Here is a 26,192-nt window from a genome sequence, read left to right on the forward strand (position 1 = left end):
TCGCGCCCATGCCCATATTGGAGCAGCCGATGGAGAACAAATCTTGAGCGCAGGTAAGCAGATACCCTGGTACCGCCAGGCGGCAGCGGTTTTCCCCAGGCATGCATTTCTCAAAGCTATCGGAACGACGCTTTTCATCGGCGTGTTTTTCGGCGCTTATTTCTATCTACTCAAAGATCCGGCCTACCCAACCACGGTAATGCCCGTCATCTGGCTGGATCAGCTGATTCCCTTTCAGCCCGGGACTTTGTCAGTGTATATATCGCTGTGGGTGTATGTTTCCATCCCCCCGGCATTCCTGGCGACGCGGCGCGAGCTGTATGGTTACGGCATGGCGATGGCCGCAACCTGCCTTGCCGGGCTGATCGTGTTCTACTTCTGGCCCACGGCAGTGCCCGCGGCCAATATCGACTGGGCCCACTATCCCGACGTGGATTTTCTTAAAAGCATGGATGCTGCGGGCAATGCCTGCCCTTCGCTGCATGTCACCACCGCCGTTTTTTCGGGTATCTGGCTGCATCACCTGCTGCGCCGCTTTGGCGCGCCGCCGTGGGTACTCAGCATCAACTGGATATGGTGTATCGGCATTGTCTATTCCACCATGGCCACGCGCCAGCATGTGGCGGTGGATGTGCTGGCCGGGCTTGCTCTGGGGGTGATAGCTGCTTACCTGTCATTGCGACAGCGTGCGGACGCGGGCGTCATCGGTAAAGCCCGCCACCCATCCATTTGATCCGAGCCACTCGCTGGAATTTGTTAAAATTCCGCCTTTACTTACGATAGGCTTGCTTTTCTTTGAATCCGCTTTGGCTCTCCCATTTCACCGCGACCAGCAGCATCGGTCGTGGCCTCGACCAGACACTCGCGGCGCTGCACCAGCGCCGCGCCGGACTGATGCCGTGCGCTTTTGATACGGTGGATCTGGAGACATTCATTGGCGAGGTCGCCGGAGTGGATGAAGTACAGCTTCCCGCGCACCTGGCCGACTTTGATTGCCGCAACAACCGCCTCGCGTTGCTGGGATTGATGCAGGACGGCTTTGCCGATGCGGTGCATGCTGCCATCGCAAAATACGGTGCACAGCGCATTGGCGTGTTTCTCGGCACCAGCACTTCCGGCATTCTGCAAACCGAACTGGCTTACCGGCGTCGCGACGCGACGACCGGTGCATTTCCCGCCGATTTTATTTATGGCACGACGCACAATACATTTTCCGTTGCCGATTTCACGCGCCATTATTTTGGCTTGACCGGCCCGGCGGTGGTGGTGTCATCGGCGTGTTCGTCCAGCGCAAAGGTATTTGCTTCGGCGCGGCGCATGATGGCGGCCGGCCTGATCGATGCGGCACTGGTAGGCGGCGTGGATTCGTTATGCCTGACAACGCTGTATGGCTTCAACTCGCTCGGCCTGATTTCCGAACAGGCGTGCCGCCCATTCGATGCGCAACGCAATGGCATCTCGATTGGCGAAGCGGCTGCCTTCGCATTGCTGGAGCGCACCCCGGCACATCTGGATGCCGATGCTGTGCTGCTGCTCGGAACAGGCGAATCCAGCGATGCCTATCACATGTCGTCACCGCACCCGGATGGTCTGGGCGCGCGCATGGCGATGCAGGATGCGCTGAAAATGGCGGGTTTGAAACCGGCTGACATTGACTATATCAACCTGCACGGCACCGCGACCCCAAGCAATGATGCTGCGGAAGGCAAGGCTGTGACTGCCATATTCGGCGCGGCCACGCCATGCAGTTCCACCAAGGGTGCAACCGGCCACACCCTGGGCGCTGCCGGCGGCGTGGAGGCGGTGATTTGCGCGCTGGCGCTGCAACACGGCTTGCTGCCCGCCGGGTTGAACACCCGGCAACCCGATTCCTCGCTGGATCTCGATTATCTGCTGGAGAATCGTGAGCAGCCGGTGGCGCGCGTGCTCAGCAATTCGTTTGGATTCGGTGGCACCAATTGCAGCCTGATTTTTGGACGGGCGGACAATTCATGATATTGACTGCATACATCGAAGGTATCGGCCTGCTCGGCCCTGGCTTGGACAACTGGCCAGGCAGTCAGGCTGTGTTGGCCGGGCAAGCGCCCTATCAGCCGCACAAGACAGTCCTGCCAGCGCCTGCATTGCTGCCGGCAGCAGAACGCCGGCGCAGCGGTGCGATTGTCAAACTTACCCTGGCGACCGGACTGGAAGCGATCTCAGCCGCCGGCCTTGATGCGGCCAGCCTGCCCAGCGTGTTTTCTTCGTCGGGCGGCGATGGGGAGAATTGCCACTCCATCTGCGAGATGCTCGCCTCGGATGATCGGCAAATCTCCCCGACCCGCTTTCATAATTCGGTGCATAACGCTGCGGCCGGCTACTGGAGCATCGCCACCGGTGCGATGACCACCTCATCGGTGCTGTGCGCTTTCGATGCCTGCTTCGGCGCGGGCCTGCTGGAGGCGCTCACCCAGGTGGTGGTGGATAACACGCGCAGCGTTTTGCTGGCGTGTGACACCGCTTACCCGGAGCCGCTGTACAGCGTCCGTCCCATACCCGATGCGTTTGGCATTGCATTGGTGCTGGCGCCGCAACGCAGTACACAGGCGCTGGCGCAAATCAGCGTCAGCCTGACGGATGCCAGCGCAGACCGGCTCGACGACGCTGCGCTCGAAAGCCTGCGCATTGCCATTCCCGCCGCGCGTGGCTTGCCATTGTTGCGCGCTATCGCGCTAGGGCAAGACCGGCGCGTAGTGCTGGACTACCTCGATGGCACGCACCTCGACGTGGCAATTACCTTATGCTGAATCCAGTCCTGGACCACACCTGGATTGCCAGCCATATTCCGCACCAGGGCAGCATGTGCCTGCTGGATTGCGTGGAGGCATGGGATGAGCAGCGTATTCAGTGTCGCGCCATTAGCCATCGCGCCGCAGACAATCCGTTGCGTACTGATGGCCGGCTCGGGGCCGCATGCGGTATCGAATACGCCGCACAGGCCATGGCTGTGCACGGTGCCTTGCTGGCGCCTCCGGACAGCAGCCGCGCACAGGTCGGCTATCTGGTCAGCGTGCGCGGCACACAGTTGCATGTGCCGCGGCTGGACGACATCGGCGCCGATCTGCGGGTGGAAGCCACCTGCATCACGCGCGGCGAAAACAATATTCTTTACCAATTCAGCGTCAGTGCAGCGGGCCGCCTGCTGCTGGATGGGCGCGCCGCCGTCGTACTCGATGCTGCGGCACTCACACTACTCTCTTCAGGAAACACACCATGAAAAACGCCCTGGTTACCGGCGGCAGCGGCGGCATAGGCGCGGCCATCTGTCGACGCCTCGCCGCTGATGGTTGCCATGTGTATATTCACGCCAATCGCGGAATCAAAGCCGCACAGGCGCTGGCCGATGCCATTTGCGCAGACGGTGGCAGCGCACGGGCACTGACATTCGATGTGACTGACAGCACTGCGGTAGTCGATGCGCTGGCACCCCTGGTCGAAGATCAGCCGATCCAGATTCTGGTCAACAATGCCGGCATCCATGACGACGTGGTATTCCCCGGCATGAGCGCGCAGCAGTGGCATCGGGTGATCGACGTATCCGTCAATGGCTTTTTCAACGTCACCCAGCCGCTGATGATGCCGATGATCCGCAGCCGCTGGGGGCGCATTATCAATGTATCTTCCATCGCAGCGCTGACCGGCAATGCGGGCCAGGTCAATTATTCCGCTGCCAAGGGCGCGCTGAATTCGGCGACCAAGTCGCTGGCCCGTGAAGTCGCCAGCCGCGGCATCACCGTCAACGCGGTGGCGCCCGGCATTATCGACACCCCGATGAGCGAATCCGCGTTCGACGCCCAGGACATCGCACGCCTGGTGCCGATGAAACGCGCGGGCAGTCCGGCCGAAGTGGCCGACCTGATCGGCTTTCTCGCCTCGACCCAGGCGGCTTATATCACCGGGCAGATTATCTCCATCAACGGCGGCATGATTTAACGGTGAATGACAACATGAAAACACCCACCCCTACACCCGTGCATGCACCGCACATCCCGCTCACCGATTACTACCAGACCGAGCAGGATCGGCAAGCCTATCTGCGCCAGATTTTTGACAATACCGCGCCGGATTACGACCGTATCGAAGCGATGCTGGCGTGGGGTTCCGGTTCGCGCTACCGGCGCCAGGCGCTGATTCGCGGCGGCTTGAAGCCCGGCATGAGGGTGCTCGACGTCGGCGTCGGCACCGGCCTGGTTGCGGCACAGGCCTGTATGCTGACCGGCGATCCAGCCCTGGTTACCGGGGTCGATCCCAGCCCCGGCATGATGGCAGCCAGCAAGCTGCCCAGGACCATGGTGCTGATGGAAGGCCGGGCGGAATCCCTGCCTTTTCCCGACAATCATTTTGATTTCCTGAGCATGGGCTATGCACTGCGCCATATCAGCGACCTGGGCGTAGCCTTTACGGAGTTTGAACGGGTACTGAAGCCGGGTGGCCGTCTATGCCTGCTCGAAATCACCCAGGCGCAAAGCCGTGTTGGGCAATGGCTGCTCAAAACCTACATGCGCGGCGTGATACCGCTGCTCACGCGATTCATTTCCAGACAGAAGGATACCGCGACGATCTGGCGTTATTACTGGGATAGCATCGAGGCCTGCGTTCCCCCCGAACAGGTCATGGCGACGCTCAGCGCGGCAGGACTGACCCAGGTTAAGCGCCATCTGGAGGTCGGCATATTTTCAGAATATCAGGCGATCAAGGCTAATCCCGGCCAGCCTGACTGATCGCCCGCAAAACCCATGACAACCGCCGTTCACATCGCCACCCATAAAACCGAAGCACTGTTGTTTTTCACCCTGCTGCAACTCACCGTGATCGTGCTCGCTGCGCGCATCGGCGGTGGCATTGCGTTGCGCATTGGACAATCAGCGGTGGTCGGTGAAATCGTGATCGGCATTCTGCTCGGGCCTTCGCTGTTCGGGCTGCTTGCACCCGACATATTTCAGTATGTATTCCATTCCGGCGCGCCCGAACCGATGCAGATGCTGTCACAAATCGGTCTGGTGCTGCTGATGTTTCAGATCGGCCTGGAATTCGATTTTTCGCACCTGGGCGAACGCCGCAACCGCAGCGCAGTGATGTGGGTGGCAAGTGCCAGCCTGGTTGTGCCATTTGCGCTGGGTTTTGCGGTCGGCCAGATCAGCGCGCCGATACTGTCCCCCGGCGCGCATGCGTTGGGGTCTGCGCTGTTTGTAGCCACGGCTTTCTCGATCACGGCACTGCCGATACTCGGCCGCATCATGATGGAATTCGACATGACGCGCACGCCGATTGGCGTGATCGCCATCAGCGCGGCAGCGATCAATGATGTCATCGGCTGGCTGCTGCTGGCGCTGATCACCACGCTCACGCTGTCCGATTTCAATGCCGCCAGCTTCGCTCTCAAAGTGCTACTGGTGCTGGGATTTTTCCTGCTCAGCTGGTTTGGCGTGCGTCCGGTCATGAAGCGCATCCTGCATCGCTGCGATGCACGCTCCGGCGCGCTTTCGCACAACCTGCTCGGGATCGTTCTGGCAGCCATTTTCCTGTCGGCAATGACCACCTACCAGCTCGGTATTTTCGCCATCTTTGGCGGTTTCATGATGGGCGTGTTGCTGCATGATGAGCATGCTTTTGTGCGCACCTGGAAAGCGCGCATCAGCCCTTTCGTGATGGTATTTTTCCTGCCTATCTTTTTTACCTATACCGGGCTGCGCACCAATATCGGCAGCCTCGACAGCGCAGCGGCCTGGGGCTGGTGCGCGCTCATCGTGTTCCTCGCCACGCTGGGCAAGTATGGCGGCGCCTACGTGGCGGCACGTATAGCGGGGATGAATCACCAGGAAGGCAAAGTCATGGGCATCATGATGAACACGCGCGCACTGATGGAATTGATCGTGATTAACGTCGGCTACGACCTCGGGGTGATCTCGCAGCAGATGTTCACCATTCTGGTGATCATGGCGATTTTCAGCACCGTGATTACCAGCCCGCTATTGCGGCGCTGGCTGCCGCGTATCGGTATCCCGGTGCCATCGCGTTCAAATGCGGCCGAGCGCACGGCGCATGAGCAACACGGGTAGGCGCAGCACAAAGCCCAGAAACAGTCGCGTGTGCATCCAGCTCAATAACACGTTGTCGCGCAGATAGCGGAAATGCGATACGCCGCCCTCCTCCGCGCGGTAGTAGCGCACCGGGGCCGGCAGATTAACCGGCCTGACCCCACGCCAGCACAGGCGCACCACCGCTTCGGGATCAAAGTCGAAGTGGCGCATCCACGGCTGATGGCGCATCACCTGCCGCAATGGGTCGATCGGATACACGCGAAACCCGAACAGCGAGTCGCCTATGCCTGCCCACAGCGTTTCCAGATTGGCCCACAAGTTGGAGATGCGCCGCCCTTGCACGCGCAGACCCGGCGCACTGGCATCGAATATCGGTACGCCCAGGATCATTGCCGCCGGCTGGCGCGCGGATTCCGCCATGAACGCCGGGATAAGCTCGGCTGGATGCTGGCCGTCCGAATCCATGGTCAATGCGTGGCTGAAACCCGCCGCTGCCGCCTGATCCAGGCCGTGCAGTACCGCCGCACCCTTGCCCTGGTTACGCGGCAGGATGATTACGCGCAGGCCGTCGTCTTCGGCCGCCATCGCCTGCAAACCCTCGGCACTGCCATCGTTGCTGCCGTCCACCACCACCCACACCGGGGTCCAGTATTGGCGAGCTGCGCGCACGGTTTCATAGACTTTGGCACCAGGGTTATAGCTGGGGATAAGGACGAGATGAGTGGTCGAGGCAGCGGTCATGGCGGCGAATAAAACTAGAAAGATTTAGCCACAGAGAACACAGAGTTCACAGAGGAAACGGGCCGGCAGGGATGGCCGGTTTTATCGCCCCACTCGCAAAAATACGTAGCATCCGCATCATTTCTGTGTTCTCTGTGAACTCCGTGGCTTGCATTTGTAATTTGAATGTTAGAGCTTACGGTCAGGTTGCATGGGTAATGAGTTGGTCGGGTAAAACGCCGAGCCTTGCACCAGCTCGTGCGCAAAGTAATGTTCCAGTTCAGCCATGAAGTGCTGGCTATGTTGTGGCGGATCAAAGCGCCGCCCCAGGCGCACCCGGTAATGGATCGGCATCGGCGGTTTGCGGAATAGTGTCCAGCCCTTGCTCAGATAAGCCGAGTCGGTTTCTATCAGCACCGTCTGCACCGGCACCTGCGCATGATGCGAAATCAGTCCGATGCTGCCTTTGAGCGGATTGACCGGGTTCGTAACGGTGCGTGTCCCTTCCGGAAACAGCAGCAGATGGCTTCCGCTGGCGAAATCATCTGTTGCCAGGTGCACCATGCGCCGCACCGGCTCATTGCGGATATAGCGCGCCAGCCGCGCGCCTGCCCCGAGAAAAATATTGTTCATCAGATCGGCCTTAAGCACGCAGGCGACGTTCGGCAAACGCGAAATCACCATCACCGCATCCAGCAGGCATGGATGATTGGGCGCAATAATCAGCGACGGCTCATCGCGCAGCGCATCAAGCGCCTCCAGGTCGAAGCTGCAGCGCCGCGACGCACTCAGGCTGGCCAGATACAGGCGAAATCCCGCCATGATGACGTAGCGACCGAGCGCACGTCCGCGCCGTTCCGACAGCAAGGGATAGACAAGTAAGGCCAACGGTGTCCACGCCAGGCACATCACCCCAAGCCAGATCAGACCAAGATACAGCACCAGGTGATCGTAGGCATTCAGCAGCACACGCAATACGGCGCGCATGGTCAGTCCCGTTTGCCGGGCATGAAGAACGGGTGCCCGGCAGTGGCCTCGATTTCCACCAGCAGATCCTGGCGGCATACATCGGCCTGCAGGTAGATTGCATGGGGCACAGCACCAACCGCGCGTTCCAGTTCAGTGCGGATTGGCACGAGGTCGGCAGCATGGCGCACATATACCTTGTAATACAGGCCGGCCAGATTGAATCCGGGCTGGCTCGCCTGCTGGTTTGCCTGCTCCAATACGGCTGCGATATTGGCCAGGGTTTCGCGGGTTTGTGCCACGACATCGGCAGGATGCAGGGTTTCATGGCCGACAATGCTGGCGGTGCCGGATACAAACAACACCTCGTCCTGTCCCAGCCGCACCAGACTGGCACGCGAGAATGTCGGGCTGCGCGGGCCATATTGCTGAGGATATTGGTAGGCGCTGACCTGGCGCGGATTTTCAATGGCCAGCGGCGCCACGCGTCCCGCTAAAAAGGCGATGGTCAGCGGCCCCTGGGCCGAGCCCAGCGCACACGCGGCGGGAACATTCCCCACCACGTCGCGGCCATGCGCAAGGAAAGCATCCTGCCGACCCAGATTGAACTGGCGATAACGCTCCAGCCCGAAGCTGTGGGCGTTGATGTCGGCAATGTAATTCCAGAAGCGGAACAGATACGGGTAATGCAGGTTGTCGAGCAGCGCAAACACCTGCCGGTAGGCGGCTTCGGTGGCCTGCTGTAGCGGCGTTTTGTCCGTGCTGGCTGTAAATGCTGTTTCATCCACAGCCATCACGCCGAACAGCACATCATCGTCATGACGATAATGGATGGCGCCGCATTGACCCTGCGTCAACAGACCGCTGCCGTGCCAGACTTCGCAGATCGAATCGCCGGCGTCCAACCGCTGCATGGGTATGGTCATGCAGGGCGTTTCCATACCCGCCAGCATCCGGCTCTCGGCTGTATCCGCAGAAAAGCACAGTGCGCCCAGCACGCTGCTTTTCCACTCCGGCGGTTGTTTCAAAAACGCTGCAATGGACAGGTTCGCGCCATACAGGGGTGATACCGGGTCGCGCATCAGTTCACCGCTGCGCCAGTTTCATCCACCGCCCGGATATTGAGTTTGCGCGTCCGCCATGCCTGCAACGTGCGCCTGAAATTGAACAGGGATGCCGTGTAATACAGCGCCTTGAAAATCAGCAACGGGCGGCGAATCGGGGTCTTGCCGAACACGTCTCCGGCCAGTACCGAGAGCAGCGCCTCCTTGACACGGAAAATGTTGCGCGGCCCCATGAACATATTGCGCATGGTGGGGTTGGTTACCCGGTAAATAAACCAGGAAAACTCCTTCGGCCCGATGCGCATCGTGCGGTCGAATTTCTTCAATGCAACGGCAGCCTGTCGCGGATGGCGCAGGCAGGTGTCGACGGTGTCGGCTCCGGCAAAAGCGCTTTGCATGGCCAGCATCACGCCGGAAGAAAACACCGGGTCGATAAAGGTGTAGGCATCGCCCAGCAGCAGATAATTGTTGCCGTGGGTACGGTCACATACGTAGGAAAAATTGCCGGTGGCTTCAACCGCAGAAGTCAGTTGCGCGTGTTGCAGCCGCTCGCTCAGCGGCGCGCACAGGGCAATGGTTTCCTGCAAAAACTGTTCGAGCGGTTTTTTGTTGCGGGTTTTCAGATAATACGGCCAAGTCACCGCACCGACGCTGGTCGTGCCGTCGGCCAGCGGAATAAACCAGAACCAGCCATGCTCGAACCAGAAAATGGTGATATTGCCTTCGGCCTTGCCTGCGTTGCGCTCGGCGCCTGAAAAGTGGCCGTAAATCGCCGTGCTGTTGTGTTTCTTGTTGCGCTGCTTGGCTTTGAAGCGATTGCCGAGAAAGGTGTCGCGACCCGATGCATCCAGCACAAAACGCGCATGCACGGTTTCAACACTGCCGTCATCATGGCGTGCCTGTACCAGCGCACCGGCGTTATCAGGCAGGAAATCGACGTCCTCCACCTGGCAACCTTCCACCACCCGGGCATTTTTGCTGCCGGCGTTGCGGATCAGGATTTCGTCGAACTCGGCGCGCCGTACCTGGTAAGCCATGGGCATGGATTTGTCCATGGCATCGGCGAATTCGAATGTCTGCTTGTGGTCATGCCAGGGCGAGACGAATTCCGCGCCCCATTTTTCCATGCCGATGGCCTTCACCGCATCGGCCACGCCCAGCTTTTCCAGCAACGGCAAATTGGCAGGCAGGAGTGATTCACCGATGTGGAAACGCGGATGGTGCGCCTTTTCCAGCAGGGTCACGCGATGGCCGCGCTCAGCCAGCAGCGCAGCGGCTGTCGAGCCTGCCGGGCCGCCGCCGATGACCAGTACATCGCAATCAGAAGTACGCATGGCGGATGCTGGGGAGGAAGTGTTCATGGTTTAACCTGGCTTGCTATTCATCTCCCCGAATTGTATAGCATCGCCATCGCTGCTAAACGATTTTATGGCCGGTTTCTGGTTGTTGTCTGCAACCTCTACCTACGTTCACCAAGGTTTGCCGAGTTAGAATGCGTAACCGATCCCTGCCTTGATGATGGTGTCCTTGGTTTCGCTGTCCGGCTCATAGTACCCGGAAGCTTGCACAGCGCTCGCGCCGTATTTCCAGTTTATATAGTCAATGCCTGCATTGGCATGAAGCTTTTTGGATAAGGCGTAATCAATCGATACACCCGCCTTGTAGATCGCAGAATTTCCGAGGTCGGCCGTAAACCCAAAAGGCGCCACCACATCAATTTCGGATCCATAGGTATGGCCGATCATGGCAGTAGCAGATAGCACCCATTTGCTTGCCGGCGAATATTGCCCCAACGCGCCAACACCATAGTATTTGTGAGTGTAATGCTCCATGTAGCCTACGTCGCGATCCCATTTGTAGTAGCCGAGTTCGGCATAGGGGGTAACCATGAACTGATCATGGATTGGAAATCCATTTCCGTAGCGCAGGCTGAAATCAGCGATCTTTAAACCCGATTTACCGGTTAAGGAGCCATATGCACCGCCGCTGAGAGGGGCGCCGATATAGTCTGTCCGGCCACTGAATCTACTATATTGAGCAGCAATGTAATCGTTCCCCAGCCAGATATTTTTCATTACCGACGCAGACAGGCCAAAGCCGGGAACATCGCCGCCCTCAGTATCCAGGACTGCCCCATTGTCTGTTTCGGTATAATCGACATGCCGGGACTGAAGCTGGACCACTATCTGGTTATTTGCTGCATTGATATCCCGCACATCGGCAAGAGATGTTGTTGAAAACAGGCATGCCAGAATGAAGAAAGCTTTTTTTCCATATCTCATGAAACCCTCCGTATGTTAAGAACATCGCGCTCATGAACCCAGAACAAGCAATCGCAAACACCGTTTGCAATGCATTGGCAAATGGAACCTGCTACATCATCTCCCGCATCATCGCAGGCATGCCCTCTTTTGCAAACCGATTGAGTTCCTCGGCATGTGCGCGAATCACTGCAACCATCTGCGGGTCGGAAGATGTCTCCGTCACCGCTATTCCGTCCGGCAGCATTTCAAACTTGCGCTGATAACGCGTAGGGTTGGCGAACATTGCCGGGACACTATTGCTCATCGGGTAAGGAAATGGGTGGTTCTGGTCCAGCCTTTCATACATCTCCATCACATGCTTCTGGATGAGCGCCGCTGTGGTGGGGTCTGTGGATGTGGTTATATCGTGTACACCATTGGGCAGTTCGGTGACCCTGCGGTGAATGAGTTTATGACGCATGAAAAGCGCCATCCCGGTGCGCATCGGCCCGCGCATGTTTTCCGGGGACATCATCTCTCGCATGCCCCCACCCCCCATCATCTCGCCGCCCATCATGCCCTTATCTTGGGCCGCAGCCGGGGTGGAGCCGCGCCAGAAGCGATAACCTGAAATCGCTGCAAAGAAACCCAATAGTGCGGCAACAAATGAACGGCGGCGCATGATTATCTCCCGAAACGGACCAGGCAACGGAGCACATCAGATGAACAAAATGATGAGTTCCGCGGAATAATGACGGTCCTATGACTGCTAAAAAAACGAAACGATATTCGTGGGACTGGCGCTTTCTCCCCGAAGTTCCGGCGATAGCTAGCCCGGCTTTTACCATCGGAGACAGAATCGGATCGGCCATTCCTTCGCTCGAAATTTCCGGAGAAAAGAGCATTTTCGGCGAGATGGCGCACGAGAAAGCCGCAATCCCCTGCGGCTTCCCTGTGGCATAGCCGGCTATTTGATGGGTGTTATTTTCGTAATGACATACTGCCCCTTGTTGCTCTCGGAGAGTTCGAAGTCGACATGCTGTCCCGGTTTTAGCATCGCCAGGTCCTGTTTGTCGCTGACCTTGAAACTCATGGTCATCCTGGGCCAGTTGAGGCTGGGTATGGCTTCATGGGACAGGTTTACCTTGGCATCTTTTATATCCACGCTGTTTACTATGCCTTTGGCTTTATGGACTTTACCAGCGGTGGTCTGCGGTGCATCCATCTTCATGCCGGCCATATTGGGTTTATCGGCGGCAACCGCTGGCATCGCGATCAATGCGACCAAGGCAACGGGAACGAGTATGAAATGCAGTTTTTTCATGATGATCTCCTTTTGAGTGAATGAACTTTAAAACCTACGTGCTTCATTTCTTTCTACAACAGATATACCAAGACAACAAACATGCGCGAATATTCCCAACCGGATCAAGGTTTGCTACGGCGACGGCGCATCAGGCTGTATGCCGCTGGGATGACGAACAGCGACAACAGTGGGGCAGTCACCATGCCGCCCAGCATGGGCGCGGCGATACGGCTCATGATCTCGCTGCCGGTGCCGGTAGCCAGAAGTATCGGCAACAGGCCGGCTATGATGACGGCCACTGTCATTGCTTTGGGGCGTATCCGCAATACCGCGCCTTCGCGGATTGCATCAAGCAGCCCGGCATCATCGCCTTGTCCTGCCTCACGCCGGGCATCCCAGGCATTCTTCAGGTAGAGCAGCATGATCACGCCGAATTCGGCGGATACGCCGGCCAGTGCGATGAATCCCACCCCGGTTGCGACAGACAGGTTATAGCCCATCAGGTAGAGAAACCACAGACCACCGGTGAGTGCAAACGGCAACGTGACCATGATTAAACCGGCTTCATCAAAACGCTTGAAGATGAAATAAAGCAGCACGAAGATGATCAGCAAGGTCGCTGGCACGACCAGCTTGAGGCGCGCGTTGGCACGTTCCAGATATTCGAACTGGCCGCTGTAGGCCACGCTCATGCCAGGTTCCAGCTTGACCTGGCGTGCCACCGCCTGGCGCAGATCGGCCACGGTCGAGGCCAGGTCGCGGCCATTGACGTCCACATACACCCAGCCGGTGGGGCGCGCATTTTCGCTCTTGAGCATGGGTGGGCCATCGCTGATGCCGACTTTAGCCACCGTGCCGAGGGTGATTTGCTCGCCCGTGGGAGTAAGGATGGGCAAACGCGTCAACGCTTCGGGCGAGCTGCGCCAGGAACGATCGTAGCGCACGTTGATAGGGAAACGCGCCAGCCCTTCCACCGTCTCGCCCACGTTCTCGCCACCGATCAGACTCGCCACCACCGACTGCACGTCGTTCACATTCAGGCCATAGCGGGCAGCGGCGCGGCGATCAATGTCGACATTGATATAGCGCCCGCCGGTGAGACGTTCCGCCAATGCAGAACTGACCCCCGGCACGGTTTTGGCAACATGCTCAATTGCCTGGGTGACGCGGTCGATCTGCTCCAGATTGTTGCCCGCCACTTTCACCCCGATCGGGCTTTTAATGCCTGTGGCGAGCATGTCGATGCGATTGCGGATGGGCGGCACCCATAAATTGGTCAGCCCCGGCACCTGGACTGCTTTATCCAGTGCCTTGACCAGCAATGCAGGGGTCATGCCGGGACGCCATTGATCGCGCGGCTTGAACTGGATGGTGGTCTCGAACATTTCCAGCGGCGCCGGGTCGGTCGCAGTCTCGGCGCGCCCCGCCTTGCCGAACACGCTCGCGACTTCGGGCACGGTCTTGATCATGCGGTCGGTCTGCTGCAACAGTTGCGTGGCTTTCTGCACGGAAATACCAGGTAATGCAGTCGGCATATACAACAGGTCGCCTTCGTCCATGGCCGGCAAAAACTCGCCGCCCAGCCGGCTCACCGGCCAGGCGCTGGTGAGGAAAACCAGAAATGCAATCAGCAAGGTCAATTTGGGCCGGCGCAGGACCCTATTCAGCGCTGGCCGGTAAAGACCGATGAGCAGGCGGTTGAGCGGGTTGCTGCGCTCGTCGGGAATGCGCCCGCGTATCCAGTATCCCATCAGCACCGGCACCAGCGTGACCGACAGACCCGCCGCGGCCGCCATGGCGTAGCTCTTGGTGAAGGCCAGCGGGCCGAACAGCCTCCCCTCCTGCGCCTCCAGCGTGAACACCGGAATGAACGAAAGGGTAATCACCAGCAGGCTGAAAAACAGCGCTGGCCCGACTTCGACGGCCGCCGCCGTAATCACCTGCCAGTGCGCCTCGCCTCGTAGCGTCTCGCCCGGATGCGCATGCTGCCAGGCTTCGATCTTCTTGTGTGCGTTCTCGATCATCACCACGGCAGCGTCGACCATCGCACCGATGGCGATGGCAATGCCGCCCAGTGACATGATATTGGCGTTAATCCCCTGATGGCGCATGATGATAAAGGCGATCAGTACTCCCAGCGGCAAGGACACGATTGCCACCAGTGAGGAACGCAGATGCCAGAGGAATATCGCGCATACCAGCGCGACGACGATGAATTCCTCGATCAGCTTGTGGCTGAGGTTCTCCACAGCGCTGTCGATGAGCTGGCTGCGATCATAAGTGGGAACGATTTCCACCCCCGGCGGCAGGCTTTTTTTCAGATCCGCCAGCTTGGCCTTGACTGCCGCGATGGTAGTGCGCGCGTTTTTACCGGAGCGCAGGATCACCACACCGCCGACCACTTCACCCTGCCCGTCGAGCTCGGCGACGCCGCGGCGCATTTCCGGGCCGAGCTGGATATGCGCCACCTCGCCCAGGGTGACCGGCACCCCGCCCTGCCCGACTTTCAGCGGAATTTCTCGGAAGTCATCCAGCGTGTTCAGATAACCCGAAGCACGTACCATGTATTCGGATTCCGACATGTCCACCACGCCGCCGCCGGTTTCCTGATTCGCGTTGCGTATGGCTTGAATGACCTGCTCGTGCGTCACGCCGAAGCTGGCCAGTTTCACCGGATCGAGCACCACCTGGTACTGCTTGACCATACCGCCGATGGTGGCAACCTCGGCGACGTTAGGCAGGCTTTTCAGCTCGTATTTGAGAAACCAGTCCTGCAGGGCGCGTAGCTGGGCGAGATCATGCTGGCCGGTGCGATCCACCAGCGCATATTCATAAATCCAGCCCACCCCGGTCGCGTCCGGGCCGAGCGAAGGCTTGGCGCCAGCCGGCAGCTTGCCCTGTAACTGGCTGAGATATTCGAGCACCCGCGAGCGTGCCCAATACAGATCGGTACCATCCTCGAACAGCACATAGACGAAGGAGTCGCCGAAAAACGAATAGCCGCGTACCGTCTTCGCGCCGGGTACTGACATCATCGTGGTCGCCAGCGGATAAGTCACCTGGTTTTCCACGATCTGCGGCGCCTGTCCCGCGTAAGGCGTGCGGATGATTACCTGCACATCGGATAAATCCGGCAGCGCGTCGATGGGTGTGCTCATCACCGCCCACACTCCCCATGCTGTGGCGAACAGGGTCGCCAGCAGCACCAGGAAGCGGTTGTTGACCGACCATTCGATGACGCGCCGGATCATTTTGCGCCTCCGATTTTGTCGAGGCGTTCGATCACCAGGCCGCTATCGGTTTGGCGCACGCCGATGCGTACCTTGTCGCCTACCTTGATACCCTGGACGAGTTGCGGACGTGCCAGCGCAAAGTCCATGGTCATGGCGGGCATGCCCATGAGCGGACCGCTGGCTATGGTAACTTCGCCCTTACCGAAGCTGATGATACGACCTTCCGTCTCTTGAAGCGCCACAGGTGCTGGTGCTGGTGCTGGTGCTGGTGCTGGTGCTGGTGCCGGTGCCGGTGTTGGTGTTGGTGCGGCACCGGTGCCGGTGTCAGGGGCGTCGGCAGCGGCGAAAATACCCTGCAGACTGGCATCCGAATCGATCAGGAACTGGCCGGAGGTGACCACCTTCTGGCCTTCACTCAAACCGCTCAGCACGGCTGTTTTCCCGCCTGCCTCGGCACCGGTTTGCACCTCCACCGGCCGGTAATGGCCGCCGCTTTCGGCCAGCATGACCATGGCGCCCTTGCCGGTGCGGATAATCGCCTCGGTCGGCACCAGCAGCACGCTTTGCTGATTGCTGTCTGCCAGCTGCACCTGTGCAGTCAGCCCCGGGCGCAGATGGCCATGTTTATTCGGCAGCTCCACCCGCACCTTCAGGGTGCGGGTATCGAGGTTGGCCTCCGGCAGGATATCCGTCACGCGTCCCTGGATGACTTCACCCGGCAATGCAGGCGGCCGCGCCTGCGCGCTTTGTCCGACCCGTATCTGCTGGGCCAGCGCCTCGGGCACCGCCACATCGAGCCAGACCGTACCCAGGCCATTCACCTTGGCCAGGGTCTGACCGCTGCTTACCGTCATGCCGGCGCGCACATCGAGTTCGCGGATCACGCCACTCATCGGGAAGCGCACGGTCACCACCGGATGCGGCACGCCGCTGCGTTCCACCTGCTGGATCAGCTGGGACGGCATACCCAGCACTTGCATGCGTTGCCGTGCGGCGTCCATCAGTCCCGCATCGCCGCTTTTTTTCAGCGCCAGAAATTCCTGTTGCGCGCCACTCCATTCCGGCACCAGCAGGCTGACCAGCGGGCTGCCCGCAGCGACCACGTCACCCGGCGCCCGTGCGAATACCCGTTCCACGAACCCCACCGCGCGCGCCTGCACAATGGACACATCGCGCTCGTTGAAAACCAGCACACCGGTGGCTTCCAGCTTCGGCGTCAAACTGCCCCGGGTTACGCTGGCGGTACGCATGCCCAGGTTTTGCACGACTCTCGGATCGATCTTGACTGACCCGGCCTCCGCTTTATTACCGCTGTCATCGACATATTTCGGTACCAGCGCCATGTCCATGAACGGCGACTTGCCCGGCTTGTCAAAATGCTGCTGGGGCACCATCGGGTCATACCAGTACAGTGGCTTGCGCTCGGCCGGGGCTGGCGAAGACGTTGTCATTGCCGGGCCTGGGCTTATCTGGGCATGGTTTGCCCACCAGTAGCCACCCGCTGCACCGGCGCCCAAGAGTGCAAGCGTCAGCACAGCCAGTTTCAGGTATTTTGCATTCATTATTTATTCTCCCCGTAGGCGTAGTGGAGGCGTGCGGCGACCAGTGCGCGCTGGCCTTCAAGATCGATGGCCTTGAGGCGGGCATCAATCCATTCGCTGCGTGCGGCAATCACTGTTGCCAGATCGGTTTGGCCGCCACGGTAGGCCGCGAGCGCCAATTGGACCTTCTCCTGCGCCAGTGGCATCAGGCTATCGTGCTGGCGCTGCACGGCACGGTCGAGTTGCTGATAGGCCGCCAGGTCGGTCGCCAGCATCTGGGCGTGCTCGCGCAGAGTGTTTTCGCGCTCGGCATCTATGCGTACCAGCTCTGCACGTTTGGCGGCAATTTGTGGATCCTGGCGGCGTGAGGCAAACACCGGCAAGTCAAAGGTGAACTGGATGGAAGCCATGTTGCTGAAATCCGGTCCGCGCTGCTGGTAGGCGAGCTCCACTGCCCAGTCGGGTTTTTTCATGGATTCGGCCTCGCGTACTTCGGCTTCGGCCTGATTCGTCTTCGAGTCATAAACGGCGAGTTCGGGGTGGTGATGCAGATGGTCTGCGAGCGTGGTTGGCATAATCGGCCAGGTCGGCGCTTCGCCCATCAGCGGCTCTCCTCCCTCCGGACCTATCCAGCGCTTGAGGGCGGCTTCGGCATCGCTGCGTTCGCGCTCCAGCTGGTCGTGGCGATCCGCCAGTGCAGCCGCTTCCTGGCGTGGCAGGATAGCGTCCATTGCCAGGCCGCGGCCGGCGGCAATGCGGGTGCGCACCGCCTCCGCCAGCAACCGGTTTTCGCGATATAACTCGTCGAACAATGCCAGTTTGCGTTCCACGGTGTAGCGTGCGATCCAGGCCAGTGCGACTTCGCGCCGCACCTTGAGCCGTTCGATGCGGCGCTCGGCGACGGCCACCGCTATGCTGCTCTGCGCCACGTCGACACGTGCCTGGCGCTTGTCTGAATTGGGCACTTCCTGGCTGACCCCGATGCGCCGCATGGTCATGAAATCACGGTTGAGGTTAAAGCGATCCGGTCCATTGATGGGTAAATTGTCGATACCGAGCATCAGTTTCGGGTCGGGCAGTTCTCCGGCAGGAATGGCGGCCTGTCGCGCCGCTTCGATCCGTGCGTTGTCCACGGCTAGCGAAGGCGCGGTACGCTCGGCCAGTTGCAGGGCCTTTTCAAAACTCAGGGGTGCGGCGACGGCGGGCACGGCAATAATTGCCACGGTTATCGCCAGCACATTTCGCCGCCATGCAGGCAACAGGAATGTATTCATGCTCAAAACTCCCAGGATGAGCGCGCTCATAGGCGCACAGCCCCTCACACCAGGTGAGGGAACAACCAGATCAGAGAATCAAAGCAAGCGTGGCGGACGCCAGACGCCGGATGCGTCGGAGGAAATGATGCGGGCAGATAATGGTGGCAAGGATAGCCACTGGGATAAGGCGAAAGGAACAAATTTCACGGACAGTGCCGGCAATGGATTGGCTGTTTTGCACATTTGTGCACATTGGTTTTGGTCGCATTTGCCTGGTGTGCTGTGCTTGTCTCCACTATCGTGGCAGTGGCAGCAACATGACTGATCATTCGACATCGAAGCCATATTCTGATCTTGCGACATGGGGCAGGAGGGAAGCACAGCCGCCAGCGCCGCATAGCCGTTTAACGGCAATGTGAGGCTAAAAAGCAGAATAAGCAGCTGGCGTAGCACTTTCATAACCGCATCATATTAGCTTTATGGCCTTTTGCGCAAATACCTGGCATTCAATATGCAATTATTCATGCCGCTTGCCCCGTTTGTGCCCCGCGCATCAGCGTCTCAGTTTGCCTCCAGCATACGCTTGAGGCGCGTTTCGTTCAGGCCTCCCAGATGCACCTGACGTATCGTATTGTCTTCCACCAGAACGAAACTGGGCGTAGCAGTTATCCCGAACGCCTGTGCCAGCGCCATGGATTGCGCCACATCCACCTTCACCAGATTGCGATGCGTTTGCTGCAATCGGGCGACCAGCGGTGCCATGGCGCGGCACGGCCCACAATTCTCGGCGAAGAAATAATAAACACGGCGGCGTTCACCGGCAGCGATCCCATCCACGCTACTGGTATCGGGCGCGGCACTGCCCACAATGCGCCGGGCGCGCCAGTAAGCCGACAATTGCAGCGCCAATACGAGGCCAACAAATATGACAAAGCTTATGAATACCAAGGTTTGCATGGAATCTCACCGCAGGAATGACAACGAAACCAAAGGAACAGATAAGTCGGATCTGCCTTTGGTTCCTTACTGATTGAGTACCGTGCTTATTTACCCGCCCGTTTCCAGTCCGATGAAAGCGACCATGCTATGTGAGGTATCCGCCGCAACAGTTACGCGCGCATCACCCGCATTGACCGTTTCTACACATAGCATTTCCTGATACTCGCCCGCAGCCATATCAGCAAAACCTTTCTCTTTTTCTGCCCATGGATTCCACACCACTGTGGAAGTACTGCCCGCTTTTGCTACGCGGATTTTTCGGTTCAGTTTTGCATCATCAATTACGCAATCGGTAAGGGTGTCGATATATACGCGATCGGTTTCTCCACTGAAACGCACCGCTCCGGTTTGAGTGTCACGGGCGAAATCCCGCACTTTATCCAGGTACACGGTATTTTCCAGACCCAGTACCTGCGTTTGATGGATGTTTCCTACATGAAAATAAGTATGCAATCCTTCGCTGATCTCAAATGCTGTCGCGCCCTTATTACGCGTCACCAGCTCCATCTTGAGCGCCGCCCCCACGGTGACAATCAGCTCCAGGTCAAAAGCGTAATCCCACAGCGCGCGGGTGGATTCGTCATCTTTCATGCCGAACCGGATAAATATGCTGTCGGCCATGCCCTGCCCGGTTTCGCGCACTTCCCACATGCGCGTGCGCACAAAACCATGCGCGGGCTTGCCTGCCTCGCCCGCGCCGAACCATGGCCAGCATACCGGTACACCGCCGCGCACACCTTTGCCTGGTTGATACACTGCAGCGCGGCTCACCCACAGCACCGGCAGTTGCCCGCTTGGCTGCCATTCCAGCACTTGCGCACCCTGTACTGCAATGCGTGCGCTTGCATGCGGCGTGGTAATTTTGACTACCGGCAACCCCGCTGCGGCATCGACAAATTCAAGCTTGCCGGCAATGGCAAACTGCTGATTGAGAGTATCGGTGTGTTGTGGCATAACAAGCTCCATACGTAGGTGAGGAATATCGGCGTCGGGAAATTCCGCGCCAACGGGTTGAAAACCGAAGCGGGCATAAAATCCCGCGGCATGGGTCTGGGCATTCAGATACAGCCAGCCCAGATGCTTCTGACGTGCGGCATGCAACACGGCATTCAGCAATGCGCGCCCTGCGCCTTTGCCGCGCCAGGCTGGCAGCACCGCCATACGGCCGATGTGGCCATCTGCAAGCAATCGGGCGCAGCCGACCGCGCTGCCACTGGCCAGTGCAATGAAATGGGTCGCAGCGGCGTCCAGCCCATCCCATTCCAGCGCTTCCGGCACGCCCTGCTCTTCGATAAAAACGGTGCGGCGCAGGCTTGCCAAAGTGGCGGATTGTTGCGCCCAGCTTACCGTTTCGACATGCAGGATCATGCGGCTTCTATCCTTTCTGCGGCTTCTTCCTGCTGCATCGCCCAGAGCCGCGCATATACGCCGTTGTGCGCCAGCAACTCGCGATGACTGCCACGCTCGACGATTTCGCCCTGTTCCATCACCAATATTTGATCTGCGTCGATGATGGTGGACAGACGGTGGGCAATGGTCAGTGTGGTGCGCGATTTGGCGATTTCCTTGAGTTCGGCCTGGATAATTTTTTCGGTCGTTGTGTCGAGTGCGGAAGTGGCTTCGTCCAGGATCAGGATGGCCGGATTTTTGAGCAAGGTACGCGCAATCGCCACGCGCTGCTTTTCACCTCCCGAGAGTTTGAGGCCGCGTTCGCCCACGGTGGTTTCCCAGCCTTTGGGGAGCGACTCGATAAAATGCAGGATGTGAGCAGCGCGCGCTGCCTCGACGATTTCTTCTCGGCTGGCCTCGGGGCGACCGTAAGCGATGTTGTAGTAGATGCTGTCGTTGAACAGCACGGTATCCTGCGGCACGATGCCAATCGCGGCACGCAGGCTATGCTGGGTGACGCTGCGGATGTCCTGGCCATCGATGCTGATGCGGCCGCCGGTCACGTCGTAGAAGCGGAACAGCAGCCGCGCCAGTGTGGATTTGCCGGCCCCGCTGGTGCCGACCACCGCTATGTTGTGCCCGGCGGGGATGTCAAAACTCACGCCATGCAATATCTTGCGGTCCGCATCATAGCCGAAACGCACATCTTCGAAGCGCACCACACCGCCCTTGAGTTGCAGCGGTCGGGCAGCCGGAGCGTCCTGGATTTCGCGGTTGACGTGGAGCAGCTTGAACAGCCGCTCGATATCGGTGAGAGACTGTTTGATCGAGCGATACATCACGCCCAGGAAATTCAGCGGAATGAACATCTGGATCAGGAAGGCGTTGATCATCACCAGATCACCAATGGTGAGCTTGCCCGCAACCACACCCGCGGAAGCGCGCAGCAGCATGATCGTCACGCCGGTGGCAATAATTATCGCCTGCGCTGCATTGAGCAGACCCAACGATGTCTGGTTCTTGACCGCGACTTTTTCCCAGCGCTGCAGGCTGACGTCGTAGCGTCTGGCCTCGAAATCCTCATTGCCGAAGTATTTCACCGTCTCATAATTCAGCAGGCTGTCGATGGCCTTGGTATTGGCCTGCGAGTCGAGTTCGTTCATTTCACGGCGAATATGGGTACGCCATTCTGTAATGGTGATGGTGAGTGCGATATACACCACCAGCACCGCCAGGGTGATGGCGGCGAATATCCAGTCGAATTTGGCAAACAGTATTCCCGCCACCAGGCTGATTTCAATCAGCGTGGGCAGGATGGAAAACAGGGTGAAGTTGATCAGCGAGGAAATGCCGCGCGCACCCCGCTCTATGTCGCGCGACACCCCGCCAGTCTGGCGTTCCAGATGAAAGCGCAGCGAGAGATTATGCAGGTGACGGAATACCTCCAGCCCTACGCGGCGGATGGCGTGCTGAGTCACTTTGGCGAACACGATGTCGCGCAGATCGGAAAACACCGTGCTGGCCAGCCGCAATGCGCCGTAGCCCAACAACAGGGCCACCGGTACGACCAAGGCTGCCTTGGGCTGGTTGAGCGAATCCACGACCCGCTTCAATATCAGCGGGACGCCCACTACGGCGAGTTTGGCGCCGATCAGGAAACTCAGCGCAATAGCGACGCGCCATTTGTATTCCCACAGATAGGGCAATAGCAGGCGGATAGTGCGCCAGTCGGCAGTGCCAGGCTGGCCGCCGTCAGAAGCGAAGCGACGCATGAGCAGTTCTCGATTAAAATGGGCGAATTATTACTATTCTATCGGCACCATGCGCATTTACGGTATTTCCAATTGCACTACGGTCAAAAAAGCCTTGGCCTGGCTGGATGAACACGGCCAGGCTTACGAATTTCATGATTTCAAGAAATCTGGCATAAATGTCGCGTTGCTGACCGCCTGGGCGCAACAGGCGGGCTGGGAAAAATTGCTTAACCGTCAGGGCATGACCTGGCGCCAGTTGCCAGACGCGATAAAAGCCAACATCACTAACCAGGAAGCCGCGTTTGCGCTGATGATGGAAAAAACCAGCGTGATCAAACGCCCGGTGCTGGAGCATGCGCACCAAATAGTAATCGGATTTAGCCCCGCGGAATATGCTGCTGTCCTGGGAACGTGACATGAGAACAAATGCTTTTGTTAGCTGGACTGATAATTCCGGCACCACTAGTCGCCAGCCCGGCTGTGGCCGCAACACGCACATTCGAACAGAAATTAACCATTCCCTCGTAACTGCCAGCAAATAAATCGACATGACCGATACCCTCGCACTCACCCAGCAGCTTATTTCGCGTCGCTCCAACACTCCTGATGACGCTGGTTGTCAGGCTTTAATGCAGGAACGCCTGGCGCCATTGGGATTTCGTTTTGAAACCATCACCTCTAACGGCGTCATCAACTTGTGGGCGCGCCGGGGCGATACCAGCCCGGTGGTATGCTTTGCCGGGCATACCGATGTGGTGCCAACCGGGCCGCTGGATCAATGGTATTCCGATCCGTTCACCCCCACGATACGCGATGGTATTTTGTACGGACGCGGCGCATCGGACATGAAAGCCTCACTGGCGGCGTTTGTGACTTCGATAGAAGGTTTCGTCGCCCAGCATCCCGATCACATCGGTTCGATTGCCTTGCTGATTACTTCGGATGAGGAAGGGATCGCCACCGATGGCACTGTAAAAGTTGTCGAAATGTTGGCTGCGCGCGGCGAAAAAATTGACTGCTGCATCGTAGGCGAACCGACCTGCGTGTCGCAACTGGGCGATACCATCAAAAATGGCCGGCGCGGTTCCCTGTCCGGGCGCCTTACGGTAAAAGGCATACAGGGGCACATTGCCTATCCACACCTGGTCAGGAACCCCATCCACCAGGCCGCCCCGGTCATCGCCGAACTGGCTGCGATCGAATGGGATAAAGGCAACGAATATTTCCCGCCGACCAGTTGGCAAATTTCCAATATCCACGGTGGCACCGGCGCCACCAACGTAGTGCCCGGCACAGTGGAAATCCGCTTCAATTTTCGCCATTCCACGGCCAGCACCAAAGATGATTTGAAAGTTCGAGTACACGAGGTACTTGACCGACACGGCCTTGAATACGATCTCGATTGGGAAGAATCAGGCAAGCCCTACCTCACGCCGCGCGGCAGCCTGGTGGAAGCCATCAGTACCGCGATCAAGGAGGTCACCGGGCTGGATACCGAGCTCTCCACTACTGGTGGCACTTCGGACGGACGTTTTATTGCCGACATCTGTACACAGGTGGTGGAGTTCGGCCCGATGAACGCCAGCATCCACAAGCTCAATGAAAATGTGCCAATCGCCGCACTGGAGCCACTGCGCGCCATTTATCAAAAAACCCTGGAAAAACTGTTAAGCCGATGAGTCACGATTATTTTCACGATACCGATGCGCTGATTACGGTGCGCGACTGGCTGCGCTTCGGGGTGAGCCGCATGAACGAGGCCGGTGTGTTTTTCGGACACGGCACGACGAATGCCTTCGATGAAGCCGCTTACCTTATCCTGCACAGCCTGCATCTGCCTCTGGACCGGCTGGATCCGTTTCTCGATGCCTGCCTTACCGAAGTGGAGCGCGAAGATCTGAAACTGGTATTCGAGAAACGCGTGAAGCAACGCATCCCTTCGGCCTACATCACGCATCAGGCCTGGCTGGGAGAATTCGCTTTTTATGTGGATGAGCGAGTGATTATTCCGCGCTCGTTCATTGCCGAATTATTGCGTGAACAACTGGCTCCCTGGGTGGAAGACCCCGAGTCTGTGCAAACCGGATTGGATATGTGCACGGGTTCTGGCTGTCTGGCCATTTTGATGGCGCATGCCTTCCCCAATGCTGCAATCGACGCAGTGGATATATCCGTTGATGCGTTGTCGGTTGCCCAGCGTAATATCACCGACTTTCAGTTGCAGGCGCAAGTACACACCTTAAAATCTGATTTGTTCAGCCAGCTTTCCGGCCGTACCTACGACGTTATTGTAAGCAACCCCCCTTACGTCAACGCGTCCAGCATGGCGTTGCTGCCTGCTGAATATCTGGCAGAACCGCAGCTTGCACTAGCCAGCGGGTCTGATGGTCTGGAACATATCCGCGCCATACTCGCCGCCGCACCGGCCCATCTTAATCCTGGAGGAATTCTGGTTGCTGAAATCGGCCATAATCGTGACGCGCTGGAGAGAGAATTTCAGGATCCGTCACTCACCTGGCTGGATACCGGCGACAGCGATGAATATGTGTTTCTGGTGACGCGAGAACAATTGCTGGGGCAATAAAAACAGGCTGAGACCTGCCCTTATTTGACGATTTTAAGACTGGGCTTGGTGGGTTTTGGCGGATCTGTTTCGGGCGGACTTGATGGATCGGTTGGTTTTTCTACTGCGAAACCCATTCCTTCCCCGTTTTCACGGGCAAAAATACCAACCACTGCCGACATGGGAATGTGCAGCTCGCGCGAAACTCCGCCAAACCGGGCGGAAAACTGCACCCATTCATTGTCCATGGTGAGATTTCGAGTCGCGCTGGCAGACAGGTTAAGCACGATCTGGCCTTCCTTGACAAACTCCATTGGCACCCGCGTATTCTGATCGACAGCAACCGAGAGATGCGGAGTAAAGCCATTGTCTACGCACCATTCGTAAATGGCACGAATCAAGTAGGGCTTGGTCGTGGTGGATGGCATTACTTGCGCATCGCTTTTTCGTTAGGTGTCAGTGCTTCAATAAATGCAGGCCGGCTAAAAATTCGTTCGGCATATTTAAGCAGATTGGCGGCTTGCCGCGGTAGCTGAACGTCATAATGATCCAGCCGCCACAGCAAGGGAGCAATGGCTACGTCAAGCATGGAGAAATCATCATTCAGCATGTATTTCTGCTTGGCAAAAATCGGGGCTATCTGGGTCAGGCTGTCGCGCACCATCGCACGCCCTTTTTCCGCTGCTTTCTGGCTGCCGTGCTCTATTGCATGCACATGGCTGAAAAGATCCTGTTCAAAATTAAACAGGAACAGGCGTGCCCGTGCGCGCATTACCGGGTCGGCGGGCATGAGCTGCGGGTGCGGAAAGCGCTCATCGATGTATTCGTTGATGATATTCGCTTCATACAGAATAAGATCGCGTTCTACCAATACTGGAACACGATTGTAGGGATTCATCAGCGCCAGATCTTCGGGCTTGTTGTGCAAGTCCACGTCAATGATTTCAAAATCCATGCCTTTTTCGAACAGAACAATACGGCAGCGCTGGCTATAAGGACAGGTATTACCGGAATACAAAGTCATCATGATGCTTTACCCTGAAAATGACATGGCCGGCGGAATACCGCCGGCCGCGAA

At 58.3% G+C, this 26,192-nt stretch carries 27 protein-coding genes; 11 read left to right on the forward strand and 16 right to left on the reverse strand.

What is annotated here, in order from left to right:
* The first annotated feature begins 43 nt into the window (after positions 1-43).
* The 7 genes from ACFDAU_RS08500 (at position 44) to ACFDAU_RS08530 (ending at position 6,098) form a co-directional block, all read left to right on the forward strand.
* Positions 44-733 (forward strand): phosphatase PAP2 family protein, encoded by a 690-nt coding sequence (locus ACFDAU_RS08500; protein WP_413436511.1) that lies wholly within the window; start codon positions 44-46, stop codon positions 731-733.
* Between the two features lie 62 nt (positions 734-795).
* Positions 796-1,995 carry a beta-ketoacyl-[acyl-carrier-protein] synthase family protein gene (locus tag ACFDAU_RS08505; RefSeq protein WP_413436512.1) on the forward strand — a complete coding sequence of 400 codons (1,200 nt, stop codon included), beginning with the start codon at positions 796-798 and terminating at the stop codon, positions 1,993-1,995.
* A complete protein-coding gene (locus tag ACFDAU_RS08510) occupies positions 1,992-2,786 on the forward strand; it encodes a beta-ketoacyl synthase chain length factor (protein WP_413436513.1) in 795 nt (264 codons plus the stop codon). The genes ACFDAU_RS08505 and ACFDAU_RS08510 overlap by 4 nt, the downstream gene beginning before the upstream one ends.
* On the forward strand, positions 2,780-3,256 hold the full coding sequence (locus ACFDAU_RS08515) for a 3-hydroxylacyl-ACP dehydratase (protein WP_413436514.1): 477 nt from the start codon (positions 2,780-2,782) through the stop codon (positions 3,254-3,256). The genes ACFDAU_RS08510 and ACFDAU_RS08515 overlap by 7 nt, the downstream gene beginning before the upstream one ends.
* Positions 3,253-3,972 (forward strand): 3-oxoacyl-ACP reductase FabG, encoded by a 720-nt coding sequence (gene fabG / locus ACFDAU_RS08520; RefSeq protein ID WP_413436515.1) that lies wholly within the window; start codon positions 3,253-3,255, stop codon positions 3,970-3,972. The genes ACFDAU_RS08515 and fabG overlap by 4 nt, the downstream gene beginning before the upstream one ends.
* Positions 3,973-3,986: 14 nt before the next feature.
* Positions 3,987-4,760, forward strand: coding sequence for a class I SAM-dependent methyltransferase (locus tag ACFDAU_RS08525; RefSeq protein WP_413436516.1), 774 nt, complete (start codon positions 3,987-3,989; stop codon positions 4,758-4,760).
* A gap of 15 nt (positions 4,761-4,775) precedes the next feature.
* The gene (locus ACFDAU_RS08530; protein WP_413436517.1) at positions 4,776-6,098 is read left to right on the forward strand and encodes a cation:proton antiporter; all 1,323 of its coding nucleotides are present in this window, start codon (positions 4,776-4,778) and stop codon (positions 6,096-6,098) included.
* On the opposite strand, the gene ACFDAU_RS08535 is transcribed toward ACFDAU_RS08530, so the two are convergent.
* From ACFDAU_RS08535 to ACFDAU_RS08560, 6 genes are all read right to left on the reverse strand, one after another.
* On the reverse strand, positions 6,057-6,821 hold the full coding sequence (locus tag ACFDAU_RS08535) for a glycosyltransferase family 2 protein (RefSeq protein WP_413436518.1): 765 nt from the start codon (positions 6,819-6,821) through the stop codon (positions 6,057-6,059). The genes ACFDAU_RS08530 and ACFDAU_RS08535 overlap by 42 nt on opposite strands.
* A 168-nt stretch (positions 6,822-6,989) precedes the next feature.
* Positions 6,990-7,787, reverse strand: a complete 798-nt coding sequence (locus tag ACFDAU_RS08540) for a lysophospholipid acyltransferase family protein (protein WP_413436519.1) — start codon at positions 7,785-7,787, stop codon at positions 6,990-6,992.
* Positions 7,788-7,789: 2 nt separating this feature from the next.
* The gene (locus ACFDAU_RS08545; protein ID WP_413436520.1) at positions 7,790-8,848 is read right to left on the reverse strand and encodes a Rid family hydrolase; all 1,059 of its coding nucleotides are present in this window, start codon (positions 8,846-8,848) and stop codon (positions 7,790-7,792) included.
* Positions 8,848-10,191 carry an NAD(P)/FAD-dependent oxidoreductase gene (locus ACFDAU_RS08550; RefSeq protein ID WP_413436521.1) on the reverse strand — a complete coding sequence of 448 codons (1,344 nt, stop codon included), beginning with the start codon at positions 10,189-10,191 and terminating at the stop codon, positions 8,848-8,850. The genes ACFDAU_RS08545 and ACFDAU_RS08550 overlap by 1 nt, the downstream gene beginning before the upstream one ends.
* 126 nt (positions 10,192-10,317) lie before the next feature.
* A complete protein-coding gene (locus ACFDAU_RS08555) occupies positions 10,318-11,112 on the reverse strand; it encodes a hypothetical protein (protein WP_413436522.1) in 795 nt (264 codons plus the stop codon).
* Between the two features lie 91 nt (positions 11,113-11,203).
* Entirely contained in the window at positions 11,204-11,755 is a 552-nt protein-coding gene (locus ACFDAU_RS08560; protein ID WP_413436523.1) for a hypothetical protein, read from the reverse strand.
* A gap of 80 nt (positions 11,756-11,835) precedes the next feature.
* On the opposite strand from ACFDAU_RS08560, the gene ACFDAU_RS08565 reads away from it, so the two are divergent.
* On the forward strand, positions 11,836-12,036 hold the full coding sequence (locus tag ACFDAU_RS08565; protein ID WP_413436524.1) for a hypothetical protein: 201 nt from the start codon (positions 11,836-11,838) through the stop codon (positions 12,034-12,036).
* A 4-nt stretch (positions 12,037-12,040) separates the two neighbouring features.
* Here ACFDAU_RS08565 and ACFDAU_RS08570 read toward each other — a convergent pair whose 3' ends face one another.
* From ACFDAU_RS08570 to ACFDAU_RS08605, 8 genes are all read right to left on the reverse strand, one after another.
* A complete protein-coding gene (locus tag ACFDAU_RS08570) occupies positions 12,041-12,397 on the reverse strand; it encodes a copper-binding protein (protein ID WP_413436525.1) in 357 nt (118 codons plus the stop codon).
* 104 nt (positions 12,398-12,501) lie between these two features.
* On the reverse strand, positions 12,502-15,630 hold the full coding sequence (locus ACFDAU_RS08575; protein ID WP_413436526.1) for an efflux RND transporter permease subunit: 3,129 nt from the start codon (positions 15,628-15,630) through the stop codon (positions 12,502-12,504).
* Positions 15,627-17,174, reverse strand: coding sequence for an efflux RND transporter periplasmic adaptor subunit (locus ACFDAU_RS08580; protein ID WP_413436527.1), 1,548 nt, complete (start codon positions 17,172-17,174; stop codon positions 15,627-15,629). Before ACFDAU_RS08580 ends, ACFDAU_RS08575 begins: the two co-directional genes overlap by 4 nt.
* A complete protein-coding gene (locus ACFDAU_RS08585) occupies positions 17,174-18,427 on the reverse strand; it encodes a TolC family protein (RefSeq protein WP_413436528.1) in 1,254 nt (417 codons plus the stop codon). Before ACFDAU_RS08585 ends, ACFDAU_RS08580 begins: the two co-directional genes overlap by 1 nt.
* 78 nt (positions 18,428-18,505) lie before the next feature.
* Positions 18,506-18,868 (reverse strand): hypothetical protein, encoded by a 363-nt coding sequence (locus ACFDAU_RS08590; protein WP_413436529.1) that lies wholly within the window; start codon positions 18,866-18,868, stop codon positions 18,506-18,508.
* Positions 18,869-18,970: 102 nt separating this feature from the next.
* On the reverse strand, positions 18,971-19,366 hold the full coding sequence (locus ACFDAU_RS08595) for a thioredoxin family protein (RefSeq protein WP_413436530.1): 396 nt from the start codon (positions 19,364-19,366) through the stop codon (positions 18,971-18,973).
* Positions 19,367-19,456: 90 nt separating this feature from the next.
* A complete protein-coding gene (locus ACFDAU_RS08600; RefSeq protein WP_413436531.1) occupies positions 19,457-20,776 on the reverse strand; it encodes a GNAT family N-acetyltransferase in 1,320 nt (439 codons plus the stop codon).
* Entirely contained in the window at positions 20,773-22,569 is a 1,797-nt protein-coding gene (locus tag ACFDAU_RS08605) for an ABCB family ABC transporter ATP-binding protein/permease (protein WP_413436532.1), read from the reverse strand. The genes ACFDAU_RS08600 and ACFDAU_RS08605 overlap by 4 nt, the downstream gene beginning before the upstream one ends.
* Before the next feature lie 49 nt (positions 22,570-22,618).
* Between ACFDAU_RS08605 and ACFDAU_RS08610 the strand changes: the two genes are divergently transcribed.
* From ACFDAU_RS08610 to prmB, 3 genes are all read left to right on the forward strand, one after another.
* On the forward strand, positions 22,619-22,966 hold the full coding sequence (locus ACFDAU_RS08610) for an arsenate reductase (protein WP_413439526.1): 348 nt from the start codon (positions 22,619-22,621) through the stop codon (positions 22,964-22,966).
* 133 nt (positions 22,967-23,099) lie between these two features.
* Positions 23,100-24,230 carry a succinyl-diaminopimelate desuccinylase gene (gene dapE / locus ACFDAU_RS08615; protein WP_413436533.1) on the forward strand — a complete coding sequence of 377 codons (1,131 nt, stop codon included), beginning with the start codon at positions 23,100-23,102 and terminating at the stop codon, positions 24,228-24,230.
* The gene (gene prmB, locus ACFDAU_RS08620) at positions 24,227-25,135 is read left to right on the forward strand and encodes a 50S ribosomal protein L3 N(5)-glutamine methyltransferase (protein WP_413436534.1); all 909 of its coding nucleotides are present in this window, start codon (positions 24,227-24,229) and stop codon (positions 25,133-25,135) included. Before dapE ends, prmB begins: the two co-directional genes overlap by 4 nt.
* A gap of 20 nt (positions 25,136-25,155) precedes the next feature.
* Here the strand turns inward: prmB and ACFDAU_RS08625 are convergent, their stop codons facing one another.
* Positions 25,156-25,542, reverse strand: coding sequence for a ClpXP protease specificity-enhancing factor (locus ACFDAU_RS08625; protein ID WP_413436535.1), 387 nt, complete (start codon positions 25,540-25,542; stop codon positions 25,156-25,158).
* On the reverse strand, positions 25,542-26,141 hold the full coding sequence (locus tag ACFDAU_RS08630) for a glutathione S-transferase N-terminal domain-containing protein (protein ID WP_124705286.1): 600 nt from the start codon (positions 26,139-26,141) through the stop codon (positions 25,542-25,544). Before ACFDAU_RS08630 ends, ACFDAU_RS08625 begins: the two co-directional genes overlap by 1 nt.
* Positions 26,142-26,192 lie beyond the last annotated feature (51 nt).

Source organism: Sulfuriferula sp. GW1 (genome assembly GCF_047300855.1).
Lineage (GTDB): Bacteria > Pseudomonadota > Gammaproteobacteria > Burkholderiales > Sulfuriferulaceae > Sulfuriferula.